The organism is Pseudomonas sp. Marseille-Q7302 (genome assembly GCF_965111925.1).
The window spans coordinates 458923-481018 of the sequence record NZ_CBCOPK010000001.1; the positions used below are offsets into that span (position 1 = coordinate 458923).

Annotated in this window: 22 protein-coding genes; 11 read left to right on the top strand and 11 right to left on the bottom strand. The window is 67.7% G+C overall.

All coding sequences use genetic code 11. The features are described 5' to 3' along the window. The first annotated feature begins 20 nt into the window (after positions 1 to 20). Both xylG and ACWPW1_RS02195 read left to right on the top strand, forming a co-directional pair. On the top strand, positions 21 to 1577 hold the full coding sequence (gene xylG, locus ACWPW1_RS02190) for a D-xylose ABC transporter ATP-binding protein (protein ID WP_434775565.1): 1557 nt from the start codon (positions 21 to 23) through the stop codon (positions 1575 to 1577). Next, positions 1577 to 2713 (top strand): ABC transporter permease subunit, encoded by a 1137-nt coding sequence (locus ACWPW1_RS02195; protein WP_434775566.1) that lies wholly within the window; start codon positions 1577 to 1579, stop codon positions 2711 to 2713. The genes xylG and ACWPW1_RS02195 overlap by 1 nt, the downstream gene beginning before the upstream one ends. Before the next feature lie 233 nt (positions 2714 to 2946). Here the strand turns inward: ACWPW1_RS02195 and ACWPW1_RS02200 are convergent, their stop codons facing one another. Continuing rightward, positions 2947 to 3231 (bottom strand): hypothetical protein, encoded by a 285-nt coding sequence (locus ACWPW1_RS02200; RefSeq protein ID WP_434775567.1) that lies wholly within the window; start codon positions 3229 to 3231, stop codon positions 2947 to 2949. Positions 3232 to 3500: 269 nt separating this feature from the next. Between ACWPW1_RS02200 and ACWPW1_RS02205 the strand changes: the two genes are divergently transcribed. Together ACWPW1_RS02205 and ACWPW1_RS02210 are read left to right on the top strand one after the other, a co-directional pair. Then, positions 3501 to 4820: a Na+/H+ antiporter NhaC family protein gene (locus ACWPW1_RS02205; RefSeq protein WP_434775568.1), complete on the top strand. Its 1320-nt coding sequence runs from the start codon at positions 3501 to 3503 to the stop codon at positions 4818 to 4820. A 69-nt stretch (positions 4821 to 4889) separates the two neighbouring features. Further along, positions 4890 to 5831 (top strand): GNAT family N-acetyltransferase, encoded by a 942-nt coding sequence (locus ACWPW1_RS02210; protein WP_434775569.1) that lies wholly within the window; start codon positions 4890 to 4892, stop codon positions 5829 to 5831. Here ACWPW1_RS02210 and ACWPW1_RS02215 read toward each other — a convergent pair. From ACWPW1_RS02215 to ACWPW1_RS02235, 5 genes are all read right to left on the bottom strand, one after another. Further along, positions 5828 to 6058: a DUF2934 domain-containing protein gene (locus tag ACWPW1_RS02215; RefSeq protein ID WP_434775570.1), complete on the bottom strand. Its 231-nt coding sequence runs from the start codon at positions 6056 to 6058 to the stop codon at positions 5828 to 5830. The genes ACWPW1_RS02210 and ACWPW1_RS02215 overlap by 4 nt on opposite strands. Before the next feature lie 177 nt (positions 6059 to 6235). Continuing rightward, positions 6236 to 7063, bottom strand: coding sequence for an AraC family ligand binding domain-containing protein (locus ACWPW1_RS02220; protein ID WP_434775571.1), 828 nt, complete (start codon positions 7061 to 7063; stop codon positions 6236 to 6238). A 62-nt stretch (positions 7064 to 7125) separates the two neighbouring features. Further along, positions 7126 to 7437, bottom strand: coding sequence for an AzlD domain-containing protein (locus ACWPW1_RS02225; protein ID WP_323149371.1), 312 nt, complete (start codon positions 7435 to 7437; stop codon positions 7126 to 7128). After that, complete coding sequence (locus ACWPW1_RS02230; RefSeq protein ID WP_434775572.1) at positions 7434 to 8126, bottom strand: AzlC family ABC transporter permease; 693 nt, start codon at positions 8124 to 8126, stop codon at positions 7434 to 7436. Before ACWPW1_RS02230 ends, ACWPW1_RS02225 begins: the two co-directional genes overlap by 4 nt. 81 nt (positions 8127 to 8207) lie before the next feature. Beyond that, entirely contained in the window at positions 8208 to 8966 is a 759-nt protein-coding gene (locus tag ACWPW1_RS02235; RefSeq protein ID WP_434776680.1) for an AAA family ATPase, read from the bottom strand. 229 nt (positions 8967 to 9195) lie between these two features. Here ACWPW1_RS02235 and ACWPW1_RS02240 point away from each other — a divergent pair, with 229 nt between their 5' ends. Together ACWPW1_RS02240 and ACWPW1_RS02245 are read left to right on the top strand one after the other, a co-directional pair. Further along, positions 9196 to 9990, top strand: coding sequence for an OBAP family protein (locus ACWPW1_RS02240; protein WP_434775573.1), 795 nt, complete (start codon positions 9196 to 9198; stop codon positions 9988 to 9990). A gap of 42 nt (positions 9991 to 10032) precedes the next feature. Further along, positions 10033 to 10587 carry a GNAT family N-acetyltransferase gene (locus ACWPW1_RS02245; RefSeq protein ID WP_434775574.1) on the top strand — a complete coding sequence of 185 codons (555 nt, stop codon included), beginning with the start codon at positions 10033 to 10035 and terminating at the stop codon, positions 10585 to 10587. On the opposite strand, the gene ACWPW1_RS02250 is transcribed toward ACWPW1_RS02245, so the two are convergent. Both ACWPW1_RS02250 and ACWPW1_RS02255 read right to left on the bottom strand, forming a co-directional pair. Beyond that, a complete protein-coding gene (locus tag ACWPW1_RS02250) occupies positions 10584 to 11633 on the bottom strand; it encodes a double zinc ribbon domain-containing protein (protein ID WP_434775575.1) in 1050 nt (349 codons plus the stop codon). The two genes, ACWPW1_RS02245 and ACWPW1_RS02250, sit on opposite strands and share 4 nt — an antisense overlap. A gap of 54 nt (positions 11634 to 11687) precedes the next feature. Next, positions 11688 to 12533, bottom strand: coding sequence for an EamA family transporter (locus ACWPW1_RS02255; protein WP_434775576.1), 846 nt, complete (start codon positions 12531 to 12533; stop codon positions 11688 to 11690). A 127-nt stretch (positions 12534 to 12660) separates the two neighbouring features. On the opposite strand from ACWPW1_RS02255, the gene ACWPW1_RS02260 reads away from it, so the two are divergent. Then, positions 12661 to 13350 carry a DUF1275 family protein gene (locus ACWPW1_RS02260; protein WP_313649657.1) on the top strand — a complete coding sequence of 230 codons (690 nt, stop codon included), beginning with the start codon at positions 12661 to 12663 and terminating at the stop codon, positions 13348 to 13350. Next, entirely contained in the window at positions 13347 to 14978 is a 1632-nt protein-coding gene (locus ACWPW1_RS02265; RefSeq protein ID WP_434775577.1) for an ATP-binding protein, read from the top strand. Before ACWPW1_RS02260 ends, ACWPW1_RS02265 begins: the two co-directional genes overlap by 4 nt. On the opposite strand, the gene ACWPW1_RS02270 is transcribed toward ACWPW1_RS02265, so the two are convergent. Both ACWPW1_RS02270 and ACWPW1_RS02275 read right to left on the bottom strand, forming a co-directional pair. After that, complete coding sequence (locus ACWPW1_RS02270) at positions 14971 to 15612, bottom strand: LuxR C-terminal-related transcriptional regulator (protein ID WP_434775578.1); 642 nt, start codon at positions 15610 to 15612, stop codon at positions 14971 to 14973. The two genes, ACWPW1_RS02265 and ACWPW1_RS02270, sit on opposite strands and share 8 nt — an antisense overlap. Positions 15613 to 15669: 57 nt before the next feature. Then, positions 15670 to 17058, bottom strand: coding sequence for a NorM family multidrug efflux MATE transporter (locus ACWPW1_RS02275; RefSeq protein ID WP_434775579.1), 1389 nt, complete (start codon positions 17056 to 17058; stop codon positions 15670 to 15672). Positions 17059 to 17173: 115 nt separating this feature from the next. Here ACWPW1_RS02275 and ACWPW1_RS02280 point away from each other — a divergent pair, with 115 nt between their 5' ends. The 3 genes from ACWPW1_RS02280 (at position 17174) to ACWPW1_RS02290 (ending at position 20554) form a co-directional block, all read left to right on the top strand. Next, positions 17174 to 18103, top strand: a complete 930-nt coding sequence (locus tag ACWPW1_RS02280; protein ID WP_434775580.1) for a LysR substrate-binding domain-containing protein — start codon at positions 17174 to 17176, stop codon at positions 18101 to 18103. Between the two features lie 160 nt (positions 18104 to 18263). Beyond that, positions 18264 to 20234: a Cache 3/Cache 2 fusion domain-containing protein gene (locus ACWPW1_RS02285; protein WP_434775581.1), complete on the top strand. Its 1971-nt coding sequence runs from the start codon at positions 18264 to 18266 to the stop codon at positions 20232 to 20234. Between the two features lie 128 nt (positions 20235 to 20362). Continuing rightward, positions 20363 to 20554: a hypothetical protein gene (locus ACWPW1_RS02290; protein WP_059313259.1), complete on the top strand. Its 192-nt coding sequence runs from the start codon at positions 20363 to 20365 to the stop codon at positions 20552 to 20554. On the opposite strand, the gene ACWPW1_RS02295 is transcribed toward ACWPW1_RS02290, so the two are convergent. Beyond that, a complete protein-coding gene (locus ACWPW1_RS02295; protein ID WP_434775582.1) occupies positions 20551 to 22041 on the bottom strand; it encodes a YifB family Mg chelatase-like AAA ATPase in 1491 nt (496 codons plus the stop codon). The genes ACWPW1_RS02290 and ACWPW1_RS02295 overlap by 4 nt on opposite strands. Positions 22042 to 22096 lie beyond the last annotated feature (55 nt).

Genomic DNA, 22096 nt, shown 5'->3' on the forward strand with positions numbered 1-22096 from the left:
CCCCTGGGCAAGGAGCGGCCATGGCCGACTATCTGCTGGAAATGCACGGCATCGCCAAGAGCTTTGGCGGGGTGCGGGCGCTGAACGGCATCGACCTCAAGGTGCGTCCGGGCGAATGCGTAGGGCTGTGCGGCGAGAATGGCGCCGGCAAGTCCACCCTGATGAAGGTCCTTTCGGCGGTCTATCCCCATGGTACCTGGGAAGGCGAGATCCGCTGGGACGGGCGCCCCCTGGAAGCCCAGTCCATCGCCGAATCCGAGGCGGCCGGCATCGTCATCATCCACCAGGAACTGACCCTGGTGCCGGATCTATCCGTGGCCGAGAACATCTTCATGGGCCACGAACCGCGTCGCTTCGGCGGGCGGCTGGACTATCCCACCATGCTGCAGCGCTCGGCCGAGCTGATGCGCCGGCTCAAGGTGCCGGACATGAACGTGGCCCTGCCGGTGTCCCAGTACGGCGGTGGCCTGCAGCAACTGGTGGAAATCGCCAAGGCGCTGAACAAGAACGCCCGGCTGCTGATTCTCGACGAACCGACCTCGGCGCTGACCACCTCCGAGATTGCCGTGCTGCTGGACATCATTCGCGACCTCAAGGCCCAGGGCGTGGCCTGCGTCTACATCTCGCACAAGCTCGACGAGGTGGCGGCCATCTGCGACACCATCACGGTGATCCGCGACGGCAAGCACATCGCGACCACGCCCATGGCCGAGATGGACATCGACCGCATCATCACCCAGATGGTCGGCCGCGCCATGACCAACCTCTACCCACAGATTCCCCATGAAATCGGCGAGGTGATCTTCGAGGCGCGCCGCTTCACCTGCCTGGACGTCGACAATCCCCAGCGCAAGAGAGTCGACGACGTGTCCTTCGCCGTGCGCAGCGGCGAGATCCTTGGCATCGCCGGGCTGGTGGGGGCCGGGCGCACCGAATTGGTCTCGGCCATCTTCGGTGCCTACGACGGCCGCTACGAGGGCGAGGTCTGGCTCAATGGCCAGCGCATCGACACCCGTACCCCGCTGAAATCCATCCGCGCCGGACTCTGCCTGGTGCCGGAAGATCGCAAGCGCCAGGGCATCATTCCCGACCTGGGGGTGGGCTCCAACATCACCCTCACGGTGCTGGATAGATTCGCCCACCTGAGCCGTATCGATAGCGAGGCGGAACTGTCCTGCATCGACGCCGAGATCGCCCGGCTGCAACTCAAGACCAGCAGCCCCTTCCTGCCCATCACCGGCCTTTCCGGCGGCAATCAGCAGAAGGCGGTGCTTTCCAAGATGCTGCTGGCGCGGCCCAAGGTGCTGATCCTCGACGAGCCCACCCGCGGCGTCGACGTCGGCGCCAAGTTCGAGATCTACCGGCTGATCGGCCTGCTCGCGGCGGAGGGCGTGGCTGTCGTCATGGTCTCCTCGGAGCTGGCCGAGGTGCTCGGCGTTTCCGACCGGGTGCTGGTGCTCGGAGAAGGCCGGCTGCGCGGTGATTTCCCCAATGAGAATCTGACCCAGGAGCGGGTACTGGCCGCCGCCCTGGGTACCACCGAACGGGCGGTCGCCCAAGCCCGGGAGCATTTCTGATGCACGTCGTGAAACAGCTGTTCACCCGTTACAAGATGCTCGCCCTGCTGATCGCCGTGGCCCTGATCTGGCTGTTCTTCAGCTGGCAGACCGAAGGCGGCTTCGTCACCCCGCGCAACCTCTCCAACCTGCTGCGGCAGATGTCCATCACCGGCATCCTCGCCTGCGGCATGGTGCTGGTGATCATCGCCGGCGAGATCGACCTCTCGGTGGGCTCGCAACTCGGCCTGCTCGGTGGGGTGGCGGCGATACTCGACGTCACCTATCACGTGCCCCTGCCGATCACCCTGCTGGCGGTGGCCGCCGGCGGTCTGCTGATCGGCCTGATCAACGGCTACCTGAGTGCCTATCGGGGGATTCCGTCCTTCATCGTCGGCCTCGGCGGCATGCTGGCCTTTCGCGGCGTGCTGCTCGGCCTCACCGGCGGCGTCACCATCGCTCCGGTGTCGCCGGAGCTGGTCTACCTAGGCCAGGGCTATCTGCCGCCGCTGGTGGGCGTGGTGCTGGGCTGGGCGCTGTTCGCCGTGGCGGTCGTGCTCACCTGGCGCCAGCGCAGCAAGCGCAAGACCCTCGGGCTGAGCCTGGCGCCGCTGTGGCGCGACGTGTTGCGGGTGGTGGTGATCGGCGCGGTGCTGGTGGCCTTTATCCAGACCCTCAACCGCTACGACGGCATCCCGGTGCCGGTGCTGATCCTCCTGGTACTGCTCGGGGTGTTCAGCTACATCACCAGCCAGACGGTATTCGGCCGGCGCATCTATGCGGTGGGTAGCAACCTGGAAGCCACCCGGCTGTCGGGCATCAACGTCCAGGCGATCAAGCTCGGCATCTTCGGCCTTATGGGCGTGATGTGCGCCCTGGCCGGCCTAGTCAACACCGCCCGCCTGGCCGCCGGCTCGCCTTCGGCTGGCACCATGGGCGAACTGGACGCCATCGCCGCTTGCTTCATCGGCGGCACCTCCATGCGCGGCGGCTCCGGCACCGTCTACGGTGCCTTGCTCGGCGCCCTGGTGATCGCCAGTCTGGACAACGGCATGTCCATGCTCGACGTGGACAGCTACTGGCAGATGATCGTCAAGGGCAGCATCCTGGTCCTGGCAGTGTGGGTCGACGTCAGCACCCGCACCAGCCGGCGCTGATCGGGATGGTCATGGCAGGCTACCTATTGCTCCGAATGACCCCCTCTCCCCTTGGGAGAGGCTGGGGTGAGGGCCTACATCTCGTGGATCGCGGCCATGGGCCGCTCCTACAGGGGATACGTCCCCGCGATCACTCCTCTGTCCGCCTCGCTCTGGGCCGCCCCCTCTCCCTCTGGGAGAGGGCTGGGGTGAGGGGGGCTCAACCGGCGCTTGATCCCACCTGCGACCGCCGCTCAGCTGTCGAACCGCTGCACCCGTGGGCCGCGTTGGCGCAGGTCGGCGAGGCTTTCCGGGCTCAGGGTGCCGATCGCACGATCGAGGTCGCGCTGCAGGTCCTTAATCACGGTGGCCAGGGTGGTGTTGCATTCCAGGTTGCACAGGGGAATGGCCTTGGTGACCGTGATCGCGCGGGCCGTGTCGGTGACGGTGAACAACAGGGTGCGGTCGGCGCGGCGAGGGACGGCCAGGCAGGAGTGCGGGCTGAACGCGGTAATCAGCATATCAATGGCGTTTTGCATGGGCAGCTCGTCCTTGTTGTGACCGTGAAAGCGTGCGACTCAGACGTCCCCGCGCGCTGAAAGGTTCAGTCCAGAGCGATTACGCGATGCCCCTTTCATCCTATGAGACTGCTCCGGCACCTGGTCGGTCTTGGTCGCTGACGCAGTTGCAGGCAGCTGCTGCCTCCATGCCCAGGGGTAAGCCAGACGCCGCGCCATCCATCCCTGGCCTTTGACGCCCGCGCCGCGCTGCGGCAGAGTGCGCGCCCTTTCGTGGTGCGGAGTCGGCGATGAACGCGGTGGTGGTGGCGGTAGGGCTCATGCTGGTCTTGAGCCTGGCCCGGGTACACGTGGTGGTGGCGATGATCGCTGGCGCGGTGGCCGGCGGCCTGGTGGGTGGCCTGGGTTTGGAGGGAACCCTGCTGGCCTTCAATGCCGGCCTGGGCAATGGCGCCAAGGTGGCGCTTTCCTATGCGCTACTGGGCGCCTTCGCCGTGGCCATCAGCCAGTCGGGGCTGGCGCACATGCTCGCCGATCGGGCTCTGGCGCTGATGGAGCGTCAGGCCGCCCAGGGCGGGCGTTCGCTGCGCTGGGCGCTGCTTGGTCTGCTGCTGGCGGTGTCCATCGCCTCGCAGAACATCCTGCCCATCCACATCGCCTTCATCCCGCTGCTGGTGCCGCCGCTGCTCTATGTGCTGACGCGCCTGGAGCTGGATCGCCGGCGGCTGTCCTGCGTCATGACCTTTGGCCTGATCGCCCCCTACATGTTCCTGCCGGTGGGCTTTGGCAGTCTCTACCTGCACGACATCCTGCTGGCCAGCGTGGCCCGCGCCGGGGTGGACGTCAGCGGCGTCGATCCCAGCCGCGCCATGCTCTTGCCGGCCCTGGGCATGGTGGTCGGCTTGCTGCTGGCGGTGTGCGTCAGCTACCGCCGGCCACGTCGCTACGATCTGGCCCTGGTGGCGCGTACCGAGCGGGCCGACCGGCCCTACAACGGCCGGACCCTGGCGGTGGCCCTGATCGCCGTGGTCGCGGCCTTCGGCGTGCAGCTCTGGCTGGATTCCATGATCCTCGGCGCCCTGGTCGGCTTCGTGGTCTTTACCGCCACCGGGGTGGTGCGCTGGCGGGAGGCGGACGATCTGTTCAGCGAGGGCGTGAAGATGATGGCGGTGATTGGCTTCATCATGCTGACCGCCGGTGGCTTCGCCGAGGTGCTGACCGCCACCGGCCAGATCAACGACCTGGCCGCCACCGCCGCCGCCCTGATCGGCGACAATCGCGCCCTGGGCGCGCTGCTGCTCCTGCTGCTGGGCATGGTGGTGACCCTGGGCATCGGCTCGTCCTTTTCCAGCGTACCCATCCTGGCCGCCATCCTCGGTCCGCTGTGCCTGCACCTGGGCTTTTCGCCGCTGGCCATCGTCTGCCTGATCGGTACCGCCGGCGCCCTGGGCGATTCGGGTTCGCCAGCCTCGGATTCGACCCTGGGGCCCACCTCCGGTCTCAACGTGGACGGCCAGCACAGCCATATCTGGGACACCGTGGTGCCATCCTTCCTGCACTTCAGCCTGCCAATGATGCTGTTTGGCTGGGCAGCGGTGCTGCTGCTGTAACCGGCAGTTGCCGCTCGGGCGCAAAGCGTCGGCCGGGCGGGTCCAAGGCGTATAGCCCAGGAGCCGCCCATGTCCACCCCCGCCATCCATATCGAACCTCTCACCGAAACCGACCTGCCCGCCGCCACCGAAGTGGTCCGCCTGGCCTTCGCCACCTGGATGGGCGCCGCCGAACCCGGAGAATTCTGGAACGATCGCGACTATGTGCGCAGTCGTTTCGCCGCGCCTCATACCGCCTGGTTCAAGGCGTTGGATGCCGGGCGACTGGTCGGCGCGGTCTGCGTCACCCGCTGGGGCCGTCACGGCATCCTCGGGCCGCTGGCTGTACATCCTGACTACTGGGACGCGAAGGTGGCCAAGGCGCTGATGGGCGCCGCGGTGGAGCAGCTCGATGCCTGGCAACTGGTGCATGCCGGACTCTTCACCTTTCCCGACAGTCCGCGCCACCTGGGGCTCTACCAGGGCTTCGGCTTCTGGCCGCGTACCCTGACCGCGGTGATGGCGCGTCCGGTGCAGACGCAACCGGCACCGCCAGCGCTCAGATTTTCCCTGGCGGCCACGCCCGATCGACTGCTGGCCGCCTGCGCCGAACTGGGCCGGGCCAATGCTCCGGGTCTGGATGTGTCCGCCGAAATGGCCGCCGTGCGCGAGCAGGGGCTGGGCGAAAGTCTGGTGCTGGAAGACGAGGCGGGACGGATGGAAAGCTTCGCCGTCTGCCATTTCGGTCCTCACAGCGAGGCGGGTACCGGCGTCTGCTATGTGAAATGCGCTGCTGTCCTGCCGGGAGCGGGGGCGGAGGCGCGCTTCGCCCGATTGATCGCCGCCTGCGACGGCCTCGCCCGGGACCATGGCCAGCAGCGACTGCTGGCCGGTGTCAACACCGCCCGCCGGGGCGCCTACCAGTGGCTGCTGGCCCAGGGCTTTCGCAGCGAGATCCTCGGCATCACCCTGCACCGGGGCGAAGCCCATTACGATCATCCCGAGGTCTGGCTGCTGGACGACTGGCGTTAGTCCTTGGTGCTGTCTTCAGCGGTCTTCTTGCGCGACCGACTGCGGGGTTTGGGCGCTGGCGGAGCGACGCTGCTCTGGATGCCGCCGACCTGGGTCAGGTTGTCGTCGGGCTGGTCTTCCAGTTCGCGGTTGGCCTGAAACCAGTGCTCGAAATCCTGACCATGGGGACGACCTTCGCGCTCCCAGATTTCATAGGCGCGCTGGCGGATGCGTTCTTCAAGATTCATGCGAAGGACCTCTGGTGGAAGGGTAGGGAAGCGCGGCTAGTTGGTCCGGCGCTCATCCTGACTAGGCCTGGTCAGGCGTTGAAAAGTTCTTTCCGGTCGGCGTGGCCCGGATACCGTTGCCGCTTGCCAGGCTCTGGCACAGGGTTATGCACGGAAAGACCGTTCGTCGAGGTGTGGCTAGGTGTGCCAGGCTCGGCGATAGGCGCCCGGGGCTACGCCATAGGCCTGCTTGAACTGACGAGTGAGGTGGCTCTGGTCGGCGAAGCCCAGCTGCAGGGCCACGTCCAGGGGCGCCCAGCCGGCGCGCAGCAGCCCCTGGGCGCGGGTTAGGCGCTGTTGCTTGAGCCAGGCGTGGGGCGGCAGACCGGTCGCGCGGCGGAATACCCGCAGGAAGTGAAAGGGTGACAGCCCGACGGCCTGGGCCAGTTCTTCGAGACTCGGTGGTTGTTGCAGGCGCTGGCCGAGCAGCTCCCGGGCGCGCCGTACCGCCAGGGGTTCACGGCCCGGTTCGGCGACGGCCCCCAGGCGGGCATGGCGCCCGAAAAGCAACAGCAGGGCTTCACGCCAGGCGGTCTGCTGCTCCAGGGCCTCGGCACCCTGGTCGGCCAGCCGATGCAGCTGGCTGAAGGCCGCGCTCACCTGGGCATCCTGCAACACGCTGGTGGTGAAGGCCGGGGTGGCATCGAGGGGGCGCCCCAGTTCGGTGAAGACCGGTGCCAGTTGCGCCAGCGTCGGATAGAAGCCGCGGTACTGCCAGCCTTCCTCGACCGCCGTGGCGCCGGTGTGCAACTCGTCCGGGTTGATCAGCACCATGCTGCCCGCCGCGGCCAGGTGCTCGGCGCCCCGATGGCGAAAGCGCTGGGCACCGCGCTCGATCACGGTGAACACATAGCCTTCGTGCACGTGGGGGGCGAAACGTTGCTGGCGATACCTGGCGTGCAGCAACTCGACGCCGCCCAGGCCGCGGGCCGACCAGAGACGGGCGGTTTCCTGTGGTTCCTTCATGGCGCTCTCGTGGTCCGACCGAACAGCGGGCTTGGTCTCACCTTAGCAAAACTCGGCCGTGCCTAGAGCAGCCAGCGCAGCAGATAGAACACTCCCATGCTGAGCACCACCGTGGTCAGCACTCGCCGCGTCCACAGCATCAGCCCGATCGCGGCCAGACCCGCCAGCAGATAGGGATCGATCAGGGTGGCGACCAGGGATTTCTCACCGGCGAACAGGATGGGGCCGCAGATGGCGGTGAGCATTCCGGGTACGGCGAATTCGAGAAAGGTGCGCAGAGTGCGCCCCAGGCGCAGCGGCAGCCGCGGTTCGAGAAAGAGATAGCGATTGAAGAACACCAGGGCGGCCATGCCGAGCAGGGTGGCGAGGATCATGAACGTCGCTCCCGCAGGCGACGCACCCCGAAGCCCACGCACATGCCGGCCAGCCCGCCCAGCACCAGGGCGCCCTGCCACTGCAGGTGATGCAGCCAGACCGACACCAGCAGCGCCGTGAGCACGCAGGCGACCGTGGCCAGATCCCGCACCAGCGGCACCACCAGCGCGATGAAGGTGGCGGCGATGGAAAAGTCCAGGCCCAGGGCGCCCAGGTTCGGCAGCACTCGCCCCAGCAGCAGGCCGGCCAGGGTGAAGAGATTCCACAGCAGGTAGAAGCTCAACCCCATGCCCAGGGCGCGCCAGCGGTCGAAGCCCGCCGGTTGTTCGGCATGGTTCAGGGCGAAGAACTCGTCGGTGAGCAGAAAGCCGAAGCCCAGTCGCCAGGGCAGCGGCTGGGGCGCCAGCACCCGGCGCATGTGCAGGCCATAGAGCAGGTGTTGGGAGGTCAGCAGCAGGGTGGTCAGCAGGATGGCGGCCAGGCCCGCGCCGGCCTTGAGCATGCCCAGGGCCACGAGTTGGGCCGCGCCGGCGAACACCAGCAGGGAGAAGGCCTGGCCCTCCAGCACGCTGAGGCCGGTCTCGATGGCCAGGGCGCCGACCAGGATGCCCCAGGGCGCGCAAGCCAGCGACAGCGGCATGATCTGCCAGGCGCCCTGGAGGAAGGCGCGGCGGCGGGAAGCGGTCATCGGCAAGCTCCGGAGGGCAGGGGATACCCAGGATGCCGTGCCGCGTCGCTGCCGTCTTGAACGTTCTTGCGCTAGGTGGCCCTAGTCTTCCAGCAGGGCGAACAGCTCCAGGTACTGCCGGGTCAGCTTGTGGCTGGGGTCCAGGTGGATCAGGGGGCGATGCTGCTGGTGGGATTCGCGCATCTTCACCGAGGCCATCAGCGGCGCCGCCAGCACCGGCAGGTCGCGCGCCTGGAGTTCCTCGATCAGCTGGCGCGGGGTACTGGCCTGGGCGTGGTACTGGTTGATGACGATGCCCTCGACCGCAAGCTTTTCGTTGTAGTCCTCGCGGATCTCGTCCAGCTCCTCGATCAGGTCGTACAGCGCCTGCTGGGCGAAGACATCGCAATCGAAGGGGATCAGGCAACGATCGGCGGCGATCAGTGCCGAGATGCTGTAGAAGTTCAGCGCCGGCGGGGTGTCCAGGTAGATGCGGTCATAGTCTTCGCCGAGCTTGTCGAGGTACTTGGCGAGCTTCTGGATCTTGTACTTGGATTCGAGCTTGAACTGCAGCTCGGTCAGCTCACCCGAGGCGGCGATCAGATCCAGATTCGGCCAGGCCGTGGCATGGATGTTGGCCTGGGCCTTCTTGCCGCCGCTCAGGGTCTGCTTGAAGAAGTCGGCGATGCCGTGGGGCAGGTCGTCGCCCACCTGGCCGGTGAGGTACTGGCTGGAGTTGGCCTGGGGATCGAGGTCCACCAGCAGGGTGCGATAGCCCTCGTGGGCGCTGATGGCTGCCAGGTTGCAGGCGATGCTGGACTTGCCGACACCGCCCTTCTTGTTGAAGACCACGCGGCGCAGGGCATGACCAGAGGGAGAGCTGTGTGCGTTCATTGAGTCGTCCCGACAGAAATGGAAAGCCAGAGTCACAAGGCCCGATCGACCGTTTCGCTTATACCGAAACGCCACGCTCGGACGATGACGAATTTATGGCCATTGCATGACAGCTGTATGACGAGACTAGCGCAACGGTGGAACCTTGGCGCCTGCTCACCCTTCGAACTCGGCAAGCTCCCGCCGAGAATCCACCATGAATACCCGTCGACTTTCCGCCTTGCTGCTGCTCGCCTGTGCTCCCCTGGCCCAGGCCGCCAACGACACCCAGTCGCCGGTACCGGTACCGGGTGCCCCTGCCCAGACCGATACCCGGGTGCTCGAAGCCGGCGCCGATGTCTTGCAGCGCAAGCCACCCATCGCCGCCCTCAACACCTACCTGGACGGCTTCCATTTCTACAATGGCCATCCCCACGGCCAGATGGAAGCCCACCACTATTGCAGCGTCCTGGGCGAGGAGATGTTCCAGTGCGTGATCTACGACGGCAACGTGGCCGACGCCAAGTTGATGGGCGTGGAGTACATCATCAGCGAGCGGCTGTTCAAGACCCTGCCCGAGGCCGAGAAGGCGCTCTGGCACAGTCACGTACACGAGGTGAAGTCCGGCCAGCTGATCGCGCCTGGCGTGCCCCAGGTGGCCGAGCACCGGCTGATGGACAAGCTGGTGCACACCTATGGCAAGACCTGGCACACCTGGCATACCGACCAGGACCTGAAGCTGCCCCTGGGCGTCCCCCAGCTGATGATGGGCTTCACCGCCGACGGCCAGCTCGATCCCAAGCTGCTCGCCGAGCGTGATCGCCGCCTAGGTGTCTCCAGCGCCGAAACCAAGGTCGCCCGCGCCGACCTGCCGACGCCCGCGGTCGCCCCCGGCGCCGACGCCTGGCAGCAGGGCAAGGTCATCCAGCTGCAGGACCCCACCGGCCAGCTGCATGACCATGACAGCGAGCACACCGAGAAGGGCGTCAATGCCAGCTCGAACAAGCCCTGAGGGTAGGTTAGGCTCCGGTCAGGAACCCGACTGGAGCCCACCATGCCGTTGCCCGTGCTGCAGACGCCCCGCCTGCTGCTACGTCCCCTGCAGTTGGGGGATGCGGAGGCGATCCAGCGGATTTTTCCGCAGTGGGAGATCGTGCGGTACATGGCCGCTCATATTCCCTGGCCCTATCCGGAAGACGGCGCTCGGCGTTTTTTGCAGGACATCGCCTTGCCAGCCATGGCGCGGGGTATTGAATGGCACTGGTCGCTGCGCCTGCGCAGCGATCCAGAGGTGCTGATCGGCGTCATCAGCCTGCATGACGAGCCCGATAACAATCGGGGTTTCTGGCTTTCCCCGGCTTTTTGGCGCCAGGGACTCATGGGCGAGGCCTGCGCGGCGGTGAATACCTTCTGGTTCGAGGACCTGCGGCGCCCGTGCATGCGTGTACCCAAGGCAGCCTTGAACGAGGGGTCGCGGCGTCTGTCGCAGCGCGAGGGGGTGTGCCTCATCGCACAAGGCGAATCCGACTACGTCTGCGGCAAATTACCCTCAGAGTTATGGGCGCTGAGTCGGGAAGCCTGGCGGCTGACCCACAAGGACCATGCCTAGGCGCCTTGAACGCGTTGCGCGGCCGCCCCACAGCGCTGGCAGAAGCGCGCGAAGGCACTCTTGCGCGCCTGGCAGCCCTGGCAGTGGTCGTGCAGCCCGATGCCACAATGGGGGCAGAAGTCGAGGCTGGCGTCCTTGAGCTCCACCGGTCGCTCGCAGCCCGGGCAGACGCCCTTGGCCAGGCGCGCTAGGGCGGTGTCGTAGTGCAGCTCCTCGCGCCGTACCGTGTCGGGTTGGGCTTCCTTGAGGGCCAGGCGGGCGCGATAGTCCTGCAGGGCGCGGATGGCATGGTGTCCACCCAGCACCGTCAGCAGGATCCCGACCAGATAGCGGACATAGCCGCCATAGCTGGGCAGATAGGGCACCAGCTCGACGAAGAAGGCGAACAGTGCGAAGAAGATGAAGCCCCAGACGAAGGGCCACCAGGTGCTCTGGCGCTGCTTCACGAACAGCCAGACGGCGACGGCCAGCAAGGGTAGCGTCAGCGCCAGGCGATAGAGGAAGACCCGCAACTCGGCCTGCCGTTGGGCATCGAGCCAGGCCTCCTGAGCCGCGTCGCTCAGGTCGGTCAGGCTGCGCGCGGCGGCAGCCGAGCGCTGTTCGGCGGCGAGCAGGGCCTGCTGCTGGCGTTCGACCTCCTGTTCGGCCCCGCGCTCGCCGGCCTTGAGGTCGTCCAGCGCGCGACTGCGGGCGATCAGTTCGCCATCCTGCTCGGGACGCTGGGTGGTCTGGCGGGTGGCCAACCAGTTGTCGAAGGTCTCGCGATTGGCCTGGTAGCTGCGCGCCGCGGCCGCTTGCTGCAGCTGGGCCTGGTCGAGGGCGTCCTGGGCGTCGCGCCTGGCCCGATTGGCCTGGCGCTGGACGTCACGCGCCGCGGCGGTGGCGGCCGGATCCATGAAGTCTTCCAGACTCTGCTGGCGTTCCACCTGGGGCAGGTCGCCGACCAGGGTGCCACCCAGACCGATCAGAAAGCTGGCGAATACCAGCGCCAACAGCCAGAGGCCGCGGTTGAACCATTTTTCCGATAGCCGCAGCGATTTGCCCATGGATCCCTCCTGGTCGAAAAAAGGCTCAGCTTAGCCGTTCCCTGAGCGATCCGCTCAGGCCAGCTTGATCGCCACCACGCCGGCGACGATGGCCAGGCCGGCGCAGATTCGCCCCAGCGGTAGCGTCTCGTGCAGCCAGAAGACCCCGATCAGCAGGGCGAAGAGCACGCTGGTCTCGCGCAGCGCCGAGACCAGGCCGATGGGCGCCTGGGTGGTGGCGACGATCACCAGGCTGTAGGCCAGCATCGACATCACTCCGCCCGCCAGGCCGGCGCGCCAGTGCGGGCCGAGACCGGCAAAGGCCGCCGCGCCGCGGGTCAGCCGCAGCACCAGGGCCGCTACCACGCCGTTCACCGCGAACAGCCAGAGGGCATAGGCCACGGCGTTGCCGCTGGCCCGCGCGCCGAGGGCATCGGCCAGGGTGTAGGCGGCGATGAAGGTGCCGGTGGTGAAGGCGCACACCAGCAGCGCCAGGCTGGGCGGCGTGCCGCGGCGGGCACCGAGCAGCGCCATCAGCGCCAGGCCGGTCACCAGCAGGCCCAGGCCGAGCAGGGCCGGTGGCGAGAGCACTTCGCCCAGGGCGAGAAAGGCTACCGCGCTGACCAGCAGCGGCGCGCTGCCGCGCGAGAGGGGATAGACCTGGCCCAGGTCGCCATAGCGATAGGCGCGGGCGAGAAAGGCGTTGTAGCCGATGTGCAGCAGGGCGGAGAGGGCGATCCAGGGCCAGGCGGCCGCTGGGGGCCGGGCGACGAAGGGCAGCGCCAGCAGCGCGGCGAGGCCGGCGCCGATCTGGATCAGGCTGGCGGTGAGAAAACGGTCGAGGCCGATCTTGAGCAGGGCGTTCCAGCCGGCGTGCAGCAGGGCGGCGAGCAGTACCAGGGCGAACAGGGGCGTGGTCACGAGGCCTCCGGCCAGGCGGGTCCATCAGTCTAGCCCAAGGTGCCTTCCGAGGCGTTGCCCATGGCGTCGGGCCGTTGTACGCCGCACACTGGCAGCCGTCCCTTCTCGTCCGGCCAGGATGGCTGCCATGACTTCCTCTTCTTCCGTTCCGCCGGCCATGCCGCCCGCCACCCCGCGCCACGGTGCGGTCGGTCTGGCGCTGGTCGCCGGACTGTCGCTGCTGGCCGGCATGACCGACGCCATCGGCTTTCTCGCCACGGGCGATTTCGTTTCCTTCATGAGCGGTAATACCACCCGTCTAGCGGCCGACGTGGCCGCCGGCCGCTGGGCCGCCGCGGCGCACCTGGCGCTGGCCATCGGCACCTTCGTGCTGGGCAATGCCGGTGGGGTGTTGCTGCAGCGCCTGACGCGGCAACGGGCCTGCCTGCTGCTCGGGTTGCTGGCTCTGCTGCTGGTGCTGGCGGCCAGCCTGCCCGCCGGGCGTCTGGCACTGCTGACCGGGGTATTCGCCATGGGCATGGTCAACGCCGTAGTGGAGCAGGTCTATGGCCTGCCCATCGGCCTTACCTATGTCACCGGCGCCCTGTCGCGTTTCGGGCGGGGCCTGGGGCACTGGCTGCTGGGTGAACGTCGGCGCGGCTGGGGCATCCAGTTGGTGCCCTGGCTGGGCATGCTGCTTGGCGGAGTGCTGGGGGCTGCCCTGGAAGCACGGCTGGGCCTGGCGGCCTGGTACGCCAGCGCCGCCCTGGCGGCGGCGTTGGCAGTGGTGTTCCGTCTGGTGCCGCGGGCCTGGCAGCTGGGGTATCTGGCGTCATGAGCGAAGCACCGCAAGCCCTGGGTGTCGGCGCCCGCGATCCCGAGCTGGGGCAGACCAAGGTCCGCCTGGCCTTCATCCTGCCGGCCTCGGCCTACATCGTTGGCGCCTGGGCCTGGGGGCTGTTCGGCGATGCCATCCTGCTGGCCAACCTGGCGTGCTACGGCCTGTTTTCCCTGGTGGCCATCGGACTCTTCTTCGAGGTGCGCCGTCGGCCTGGGGTGAAGCCGTGGCGACGCTTCCTGGCCATGTGCCTGGACTTCAGCGCCATCACCTTTTCCTCCATCACCAGCGGCGAGGCCTTGATGCCGCTGTTCGGCGTGCTGCTCTGGGTCACCGTAGGCAACGGCCTGCGCTATGGCCGTGGCTACCTGCTGCTGGCGACCGGGCTGTCGCTGACCGCCCTGAGCGCCATCATCGCCGAGATGCCCTTCCTGCAGCGCTATCCCACGGTCGCCCTGATGATGCTGGTGACCGCGCTGCTGGTACCCGGCTACGTCTATTTCCTGCTGACCCGCATCCAGGATTCGCTGCGCGAGACCCAGGCGGCCAACCTGGCCAAGGCGCGCTTCCTGGCCCAGGCCAGCCATGACCTGCGCCAGCCGATCCACTCCATCGGCCTGTTCACCGCCTGCCTGCGCGACGGCCAGCTGAGCGCGGACCAGGGACGGCTGGTGGACAACATCGACCGCTCCCTGCTGGGCGTCGAGCAGCTGTTTCGCTCGTTGCTGGACATCTACACCCTGGATCAGAAGCAGGTCAGCCCCCGGCGCACGGTGGTCGACCTGGATACCCTGTTCGACGACCTGGTCCGGCAGAACGCCGAGGCCGCGCGCTGGGCCGGGGTGGAGATCCGCTGGCGCCCCTGCCGGCTGCAGGTCTACAGCGATCCGGCACTGCTGCTCACCTCGCTGCAGAACCTGCTGTCCAACGCCCTCAAGTACGCGCCGGGACGACCGCTGCTGCTGGCGGTACGGCGGCGCCAGGGCCGGCTCGCCCTGGTGGTGTACGACCAGGGCCCGGGCATCGCGGCGGAGCACCTGCCGCATCTGTGCGAGGAGTTCTATCGTGTACGGGAGGCGCGGGATCGCGACATCGAAGGGGTCGGCCTGGGGCTGTCCATCGTGCAGCGCATCGCCCGGTTGCTCGATCTGGAACTGCGCATCCGCTCACGGCCCGGCCATGGCACCGCGGTCAGTCTGCAGGGCCTGCCGCTGGCCGCCGTACCGCCGGAGCCCCGGGTGCGGGCGGCGAGCGGACCCCAGCACCTGCTCGCCGGCTGGCGGGTGCTGCTCATCGAAGACGACGCCAACGTCCTGCTCGCCACCGCGACCCTGCTGCGCAGCTGGGGCTGCGAGGTCACGACGGCCACCAGCATTCCCACCGGCGCGGTGGCCTGCGATCTGGTGATCACCGATTTCGATCTGGATCGCAGCGCCTCGGGTGCCGACTGCATCGCCTATCTCAATCGCTTGCAGGGACGGCGCATTCCGGCCGTCGTGGTGACCGGGCACGACATTCCCCAGGTCCAGCAGGCGTTGGGCGATCCCGAGATTCCAGTGCTGGCCAAGCCGGTGCGTCCGGCGGAATTGCGTGCCCTGCTGCTAGCCTTTCGCGTCGCCGCTAGCTGAGCGAGGGCTGGGCGCCGAGGCCGGCCTTGGCGCCAAAGGCGGCCGCGGCGGCACGGGTGCCAACGCCCAGGGTACGCAGCAGCGCGGATACGTGGATACGCACGGTAAAGGGCGAGATGGCCAGGATCCGCGCGATCTCCTTGTTGCTCAGGCCCTGGGTGATCAGACCGAGCACCTCCAGCTGCCTGGGCGTCAGCGCCTGCACCCGGTGGTCGGGGGCCAGGGCCGTCGGCGCCAGGGTCGCCGTGGCGTAGCGCACCACGGGTTGCCCGGCCAGGCAGTCGGCGATGGCGGCGGCCATGGCGGCCGGGGGCAGGGCCTTGCCGATGAAGCCATCCACGCCGGCGGCCAGGATGTGCTCGATCACGGTGGCGTCTTCGAGCATCGAGACCACGATCAGGGTGCTGCGCTTGAATTCCTGGCGCAGGGCGCGCAGTGAAAAGCTCAGGTCCTGACCGGGGTAGAGCAGGTCCAGCAGCAGGCCGGTGGGCGGCTCGCCCTGGCGCGCCAGGTCCAGCACCTGCTGCAGGCTGTCGGCCTGTTCCACCTGCGCGTCGGGCTGCAACTGGCGCAGGATGCGGACCAGGCCTTCGCGAAACAGGGGGTGATCGTCGGCGACGATGAAACGTTGCATCTGTGGCTATCCTGGGGCCTAGGACACCGGTCGCAACCCCGGGGCGGCCCAAAACTTTTAGTCTAGCGCAGCGGCGGAGGGTGGACCATTGGTAATACTCCCGGCCGTGCCCAGCTGCCGCCGCATCAGCCACTCGAAGGCACCGGTCAGCAGCACGGCCGCGCAAGCCAGGCCCAGCGCCAGCCCCCACCAGACCCCGTGCGGACCGAAGCCTGCATGCACCCCCAGCAGCCAGGCGCTGCTGGCCCCGATCAGGCAATAGCAGAGCAGGCCGCCGTAGAAGCCAAGACGCGCCTGGCGGATGCCACGCAAGGCGCCCTGGGCGATGCTCTGGGTGCCGTCGAAGATGACGAACAGCGCGGCGATCAACACCAGCTGGCGTGCCAGCTCCGTGACCGGACTACGCTCGTCCGGCAGAAACAACCCCACCAGCCAGCCAGGAAAGCACCAGAACAGCAGGGCGATGCCCAGCATTACCAGAGCCCCGCCGCCGATGGCCAGCCGCCCGACCAGCAGCGCCTCGCGTGGCCGTCCGGCACCTTGGTGCTGGCCGATGCGGATGCTGGTCGCATAGGACAGTCCCGCCGGCAGCATGAACACCAGATACACCAGCTGGTTGGCGATCTGGTTGGCCGCCAGGGCCGTGGTGCCCAGGGCGCCCATGCACAGCGCCGCCGCGAGAAACAGGCAGGCTTCCACCGCATAGGTGCCGCTGATCGCCAGGCCCTGGCCAAGGGTGTCGGCCAGGGCGCGGCGGTCCGGCCGGCGCAGATAGCGACGCAGGGGATAGGCGGCATAGGCCGGATGACGACTGATATACAGCGCCAGGCCCAGGGCCGCGCCGTTCATCACCACGGCGGTCACCGCGCCGACGCCTGGCAACCCGGGTTGCGGCAGGCCGCCCCAGCCGTGCAGCAGGGCCAGATTGAGCAGGGCATTGAGCACCGCCGCGCCCAGCACGATGGTCAGGACCGGTCCGGGGCGCTCCAGGGCGCTGGTGAAGCCGCGCAGGGTCATGAACAGCAGGTGGCCGGGCAGGGCGAAGGCCAGGCAGCGCAGGAACACCCCCGCGGCCTGGCGGCTTTCCTCCGGCTGGCCGGCCAGGGCCAGCAGCGGCTCGATGTGCCACAGCAGGGTGCCGGCCAGCAGCGCCAGCACCCCGGCGATCCAGATCCCCGCCGCGGTGACCGCCGCCACCCCTTCGGTATCCCCCGCCCCCCGGCGCAGGGCCGCCAGATTGGCCACCGCAGTGATCACCCCCACGCAGATCACCGAAACGAAGGAATAGACCGCGGCCCCCAGGCCACCACCGGCCAGCGCCGCCGGCCCCAGGCGGCCCATCATCAGGGTGTCGGTGAAGACCATGGCGACATAGGCCAGCTGGGCACCGATCAAGGGCAGGGCGAGACGCAACAGCGCGAGCAATTCGTGACGCGGCAAAGACATGGGGGCTCTCGCTGAACAGATGGCCAAGCGGCCGGGCTTTGACAAGAACTCATTGTTGGATCCTGCCGCGCCGCCCACAATCGGAAAATAGCCATGCTATCCATGAGTCTGAGTCATGCCTGAACACGCCTCGCGCCTGCCGCCCCTGTATGCCCTGCGCGCCTTCGAGGCTGCGGCGCGGCATGGCTCCTTCACCCGGGCTGCCGGGGAGTTGTCGCTCACCCAGAGCGCGGTCAGCCGCCATGTGCGAACCCTGGAAGAAACCTTTGGCTGTCGCCTGTTCGAGCGTGCCGGTCGCCAGCTGGTGCTGACCGAGGCCGGCAAGCTGCTGTTGCCCGGCCTGAGCGAAGGCTTCGAAGCCCTGGCGCGCGCGTGCGGCAATCTGGCCGTGGACGAAGGCACCCTGAGGCTCAAGGCGCCCACCACTCTGTCGTTGCGCTGGTTGCTGGCCCGGCTGGCGCGCTTTCGCCAGCTCAGTCCGCAACTCGACATCCAGCTCACCAGCGTCTGGATGGCCAGCGACCGGGTCGATTTCGTCCATGAACCCTTCGACTGTGCGGTGCTGCTGGGCGACGGTCGCTTTCCGGCCGACTGGGAGGTGGTACCGCTGTTCGAGGAGTGGCTGGTGCCGGTCTGCTCACCGACCGCCGCCCGCAGCGGTGACTGGGATGTGGCGCGCCTGCAGCGGGAAGAACTGCTGCATCCCACTTTCGACCGCCGCGACTGGCGCCGCTGGCTGCAGGCCATGGGGTTGGCCCAGGCGGTGCCCCTGAGTGGCGGCCAGGTGTTCGACACCCTGGAGTTGGGCATGGCGGCTGCGGCGCGCGGCTACGGAGTCTCCATCGGCGATCTGGTGATGCTCGCCGAGGACGTGGCGGCCGGTCTCATCGCGCTGCCCTGGCCGGCAGCGGTAGCCAGCGGCGACGCCTACTACCTGGTCTGGCCACGTAATCGGCGGGGGCAGGCGCGCTTTCGCCAGCTGGGTGATTTCCTGCAGCAGGAAGTGGCATCCCAGAGCCTTCCAGAGGTCATTCGCCACAAATAAGGCGCCAGACATCTGTCATTCGCTTTAGTTCGTAACGCTACAGCCGATAAACTACCCGTTCATCGCTAAGAAGACCGTCATAGAGCGGTTCGTTTCTGATGTAGCCCTTGCCCTCAACTTTGTACTGCCCTACAGGGATGTAGGCGCTTTGGAGCACTCTATGGTCATCTCCCCACGTCGCAGCATCGCCCGACAACTTGCCTTGGCCCTCAGTCTGGTACTGGTTGTCGTCATCGCCGGCAGTTGCTTGTTCGCTCTCCACGCCCTCAGCCTGTCCATCGAAGACACCCAGCGCAAGCACCTGGGCAGTGAGGCCCGGCTGCTCTCCGATCAGCAGCAGACCTTCCTGGGCACCCTCAAGGTCAGTACCCAGCGTCTCGCCAACCTGTTCGAGCGCCGCTTCGATGGCGGCCTCTCCCGCAGCAGCGACCGCACCGTCGTCGCCGGCACCGACACCCCGGTGCTGCTCTACAAGGGCGCGGCCCTGAACAACGACTTCACCCAGGTCGATGACTTCACTCGTCTTACCGGCGGTACGGCCACCATATTCGTCCGTGATGGTGACAATTTCATCCGCATCACCACTTCGCTGAAGAAGCAGGACGGCAGCCGCGCCATCGGCACCCGTCTGGACCGCAAGCATCCCGGCTACGCCGGCCTGCTCCAGGGCCAGACCTATGTCGGTCGCGCTCAGCTGTTCGGCCGCTCCTACATGACCCAGTACAGCCCGGTGCGCGATGCCCAGGGCCAGATCATCGCCGTGCTCTATGTGGGGTTCGACTACACCGACGCCCAGGCCCAGCAACTGGCTCAACTGACCCAGCTGCGCATCGGTGAGACCGGCTCCCTGGCCCTGCTCGACGAGCAGGGCAACTGGTTGGTTGCCCCGGCCAACGCCAAGAAGACCGACGAGTTGCTGGCCGAACTCAAGAAGGATCCCAAGCGGCATGAACACAGCTGGCAGGATGGCAACGAGGACTTCGTCAGCGTCAGCGCGGCGGTCGCCGGCGAAGGCTGGACCGTGGTCGCCACCTTGCCCAAGGCCGAGCTGGACGCTCCGGTGCACGCCGTCGGCCTGCGCCTGGCCATCGGCAGCCTGATCGCCCTGCTACTGGCCGTGGCCGCTTCGGTGCTGCTGCTGCGGCGCAAGCTCAGCCCGCTAGCTCAGCTGGTGGAACGCGCCCAGGCCCTGGGTCGCGGTCAGCTCAGCGTACGCGTCGACGCCCGCAGCAACGACGAGATCGGCGAGCTCGCCCACAGCTTCAACCAGATGGCCGATGCCCTGGCGTCCACCGTCGAGCAGGTACGGGGTTCCTCGCGCGCGGTCACCGATCGCTCCCAGCAACTGAGCCAGCTCTCCGACCAGACCCTGCGTCGTTCCGCCGAGCAGTCCAGCCAGATCGACAGCATGGCCAGCGCCGTGGAGGAATTCAGCGCCACCGCCCAGAACATCGCCGACGGCATGCAGCGCACCGAGCGCCTGGTGCAGGAGAACGCCCAGCAGACCCGCACCGGCACCCAGGCCATGCAGGGCGCCTCGGGCGCGCTGGAGCAGATCGCCGACTCCCTGGCCAGCACGGCCGAGCTCATCAAGGGGCTGGATAATCGCTCCCAGCAGATTGGCGGCATCATCGGCGTCATCAGCGGGATCGCCGAGCAGACCAACCTGCTGGCGCTCAACGCGGCCATCGAAGCCGCCCGGGCCGGTGAGCAGGGCCGCGGCTTCGCCGTGGTCGCCGACGAGGTGCGCCAGCTGGCCGGTCGTACCAGCGAGGCCACCCGCGAGATCTCCCAGATGATCGGTGCGGTACAGGGCGAAACCCAGCGTGCCATGGGCGCCATCGATGAGGGCAACCGCCTCATGGAGCAGGGGCTGGCGCGCAACGCCGATGTCGCCCAGGCGCTACGCAGCATCGACCAGCAGGTCGCCGATGCGGTCGAGCAGTTCTCCGGTATCGCCCAGGCCACGGCCGAGCAGAGCACCACCGCCACGGCGTTGAGTCGCAACATTCAGGCCATCGCCGTGGACAACGCTGCCCAGCGCGATGCCGCCGAGGTGCTGGCTGGTACCGCGGGCGAACTGCGTCACCTGGCCGAGGAGCTGAGCGCCGAAGTGGGTCGCTTCAGCTAGTCAGACTGTTCTGGCGCAAGCGAAAGGGAGGCTCAGGCCTCCCTTTTTCATTCCCGCTCGCCGTAGCCCTTGCCTGGCCGCAATACTCTGACTACTGTATGCAAATACAGTATAAAAGGAAGGGTGACATGGGCGTATCCAACGAAGCGGTGCAAGCCGTCGAACGCATGCTGACCACGCTGCGCGCGGAGCGTGACGACTATCGCGAGCTCGCCCATCAGTGGCGGGCCATGTGTTTCGAATTGGCGCAGGAAAATCAGGCGTTACGGGATCGCCTGCAGGAGCCGCCCCGGCATTATGGCCCACCGGCCAACGCCTAGTGAGCGGCCCGATACTGCAGCGCTTCGGCCAGGTGCGCGCGCTGGATGTCGGTGTCGCCGGCCAGGTCGGCCAGGGTGCGAGCCACCTTGATGACCCGGTGCAGGGCGCGCAGGGATAGATTCAGGCGCTCGCCAGCGCTTTCCAGCCAACGCTGATCCGCGTCGCTCAGGGCGCAGACCTGGTGCAACTGGTCGAGGCCGAGCAGGGCGTTGGGGCGCCCCTGGCGAGCCATCTGGAGGGCACGGGCCGCAGCCACCTGACCGGCTGCCTCGGCAGTCGAGAGTTCGGCGGCCGACGAGGCGCCCAGACGCAGATGCTCGCGCGCCACGGTCAGGTGCAGATCGATGCGGTCCAGCAGCGGACCGGACAACTTGCCGCGATAGCGCTGGATCTGCTCCGGGCTGCAACGACAGCGCCCACTGGGATCACCCAGGTAGCCACAAGGACAGGGATTCATCGCCGCCACCAGCTGAAAGCGCGCCGGAAAGCGCACCCGCTCCCGTGCCCGGGCGATGACGATCTCGCCGCTTTCCAAGGGCTCGCGCAGCACTTCCAGCACCTTGCGATCGAATTCCGGCAACTCGTCGAGAAACAGCACGCCGCGATGGGCCAGGGTGATCTCGCCCGGCCCAGGGCGGCTGCCACCGCCTACCAGCGCCGGACCCGACGCCGAATGGTGCGGCTGGCGAAAGGGCCGCTGTGGCCAGTGCTCCAGCGGCTCGGGTCCGGCCACGGAATGGATGGCGGCCACCTGCAGCGCCTCTTCTTCGTCCAGCGGCGGCAGCAGCCCCGGCAGGCGGCTGGCGAGCAGGGTCTTGCCGGTACCGGGTGGCCCGGCGAGCAACAGGTTGTGGGCACCTGCCGCGGCTACTACGAGGGCACGCTTGGCCGCTTGCTGACCCTGGACCTCGGCCAGGTCGGGATAGGGGAGGGGCGTACGCAGCAGTCCACTGGGCTGGTAGGGCGTCAGCGGGGCCTGGCCACTCAGGTGACCGGCGAACTCCAGCAGGTGATCGACCGCCAGCACGGCGAGGCCACTGGCCAGGCAGGCCTCCTCGACGTTGGCCCGCGGTACCACCAGGGTGCGTCCGGCGGTTCGGGCGGCAAGCGCTGCCGGCAGCACGCCGCGGACTGGCCGTACCGCACCCGACAGCGCCAGTTCGCCCAGGCATTCATAGCTTTCAAGACCCTGGGCCGGCAACTGCCCGCTCGCGGCCAGGATACCGATGGCCAGGGCGAGGTCGAAGCGACCGCCATCCTTGGGCAGATCGGCAGGCGCGAGATTGAGGGTGATGCGGCGGCTGGGAAACTCGAAGCCGGCATTGAGGATGGCACTGCGGACCCGGTCCTTGGCTTCGCGGACGGCGGTTTCTGGCAAACCCACCAGGGTGAGGGCAGGCAGGCCATTGGCCAGGTGCGCCTCGACGACCACGGCCGGGGCTTCCACGCCCACCTGGGCGCGGGTGTGAACGAGGGCAAGCGACATGATCTCTCCTTGATCGTGTTTCGCTGGACAGCAGGCTGCACCATCCTGGCGCGCC

Coding starts and splice junctions, on each gene's coding strand:
- ACWPW1_RS02260 (WP_313649657.1), top strand. CDS start 12,661: ATGACTTCCTCTTCTTCCGTTCCGCCGGCCATGCCGCCCGCCACCCCG.
- ACWPW1_RS02240 (WP_434775573.1), top strand. CDS start 9,196: ATGAATACCCGTCGACTTTCCGCCTTGCTGCTGCTCGCCTGTGCTCCC.
- ACWPW1_RS02210 (WP_434775569.1), top strand. CDS start 4,890: ATGTCCACCCCCGCCATCCATATCGAACCTCTCACCGAAACCGACCTG.
- ACWPW1_RS02265 (WP_434775577.1), top strand. CDS start 13,347: ATGAGCGAAGCACCGCAAGCCCTGGGTGTCGGCGCCCGCGATCCCGAG.
- ACWPW1_RS02275 (WP_434775579.1), bottom strand. CDS start 17,058: ATGTCTTTGCCGCGTCACGAATTGCTCGCGCTGTTGCGTCTCGCCCTG.
- ACWPW1_RS02295 (WP_434775582.1), bottom strand. CDS start 22,041: ATGTCGCTTGCCCTCGTTCACACCCGCGCCCAGGTGGGCGTGGAAGCC.
- ACWPW1_RS02250 (WP_434775575.1), bottom strand. CDS start 11,633: ATGGGCAAATCGCTGCGGCTATCGGAAAAATGGTTCAACCGCGGCCTC.
- ACWPW1_RS02200 (WP_434775567.1), bottom strand. CDS start 3,231: ATGCAAAACGCCATTGATATGCTGATTACCGCGTTCAGCCCGCACTCC.
- ACWPW1_RS02220 (WP_434775571.1), bottom strand. CDS start 7,063: ATGAAGGAACCACAGGAAACCGCCCGTCTCTGGTCGGCCCGCGGCCTG.
- ACWPW1_RS02195 (WP_434775566.1), top strand. CDS start 1,577: ATGCACGTCGTGAAACAGCTGTTCACCCGTTACAAGATGCTCGCCCTG.
- ACWPW1_RS02270 (WP_434775578.1), bottom strand. CDS start 15,612: ATGCAACGTTTCATCGTCGCCGACGATCACCCCCTGTTTCGCGAAGGC.
- ACWPW1_RS02230 (WP_434775572.1), bottom strand. CDS start 8,126: ATGACCGCTTCCCGCCGCCGCGCCTTCCTCCAGGGCGCCTGGCAGATC.
- ACWPW1_RS02280 (WP_434775580.1), top strand. CDS start 17,174: ATGCCTGAACACGCCTCGCGCCTGCCGCCCCTGTATGCCCTGCGCGCC.
- ACWPW1_RS02245 (WP_434775574.1), top strand. CDS start 10,033: ATGCCGTTGCCCGTGCTGCAGACGCCCCGCCTGCTGCTACGTCCCCTG.
- ACWPW1_RS02225 (WP_323149371.1), bottom strand. CDS start 7,437: ATGATCCTCGCCACCCTGCTCGGCATGGCCGCCCTGGTGTTCTTCAAT.
- ACWPW1_RS02205 (WP_434775568.1), top strand. CDS start 3,501: ATGAACGCGGTGGTGGTGGCGGTAGGGCTCATGCTGGTCTTGAGCCTG.
- xylG (WP_434775565.1), top strand. CDS start 21: ATGGCCGACTATCTGCTGGAAATGCACGGCATCGCCAAGAGCTTTGGC.
- ACWPW1_RS02215 (WP_434775570.1), bottom strand. CDS start 6,058: ATGAATCTTGAAGAACGCATCCGCCAGCGCGCCTATGAAATCTGGGAG.
- ACWPW1_RS02285 (WP_434775581.1), top strand. CDS start 18,264: ATGGTCATCTCCCCACGTCGCAGCATCGCCCGACAACTTGCCTTGGCC.
- ACWPW1_RS02290 (WP_059313259.1), top strand. CDS start 20,363: ATGGGCGTATCCAACGAAGCGGTGCAAGCCGTCGAACGCATGCTGACC.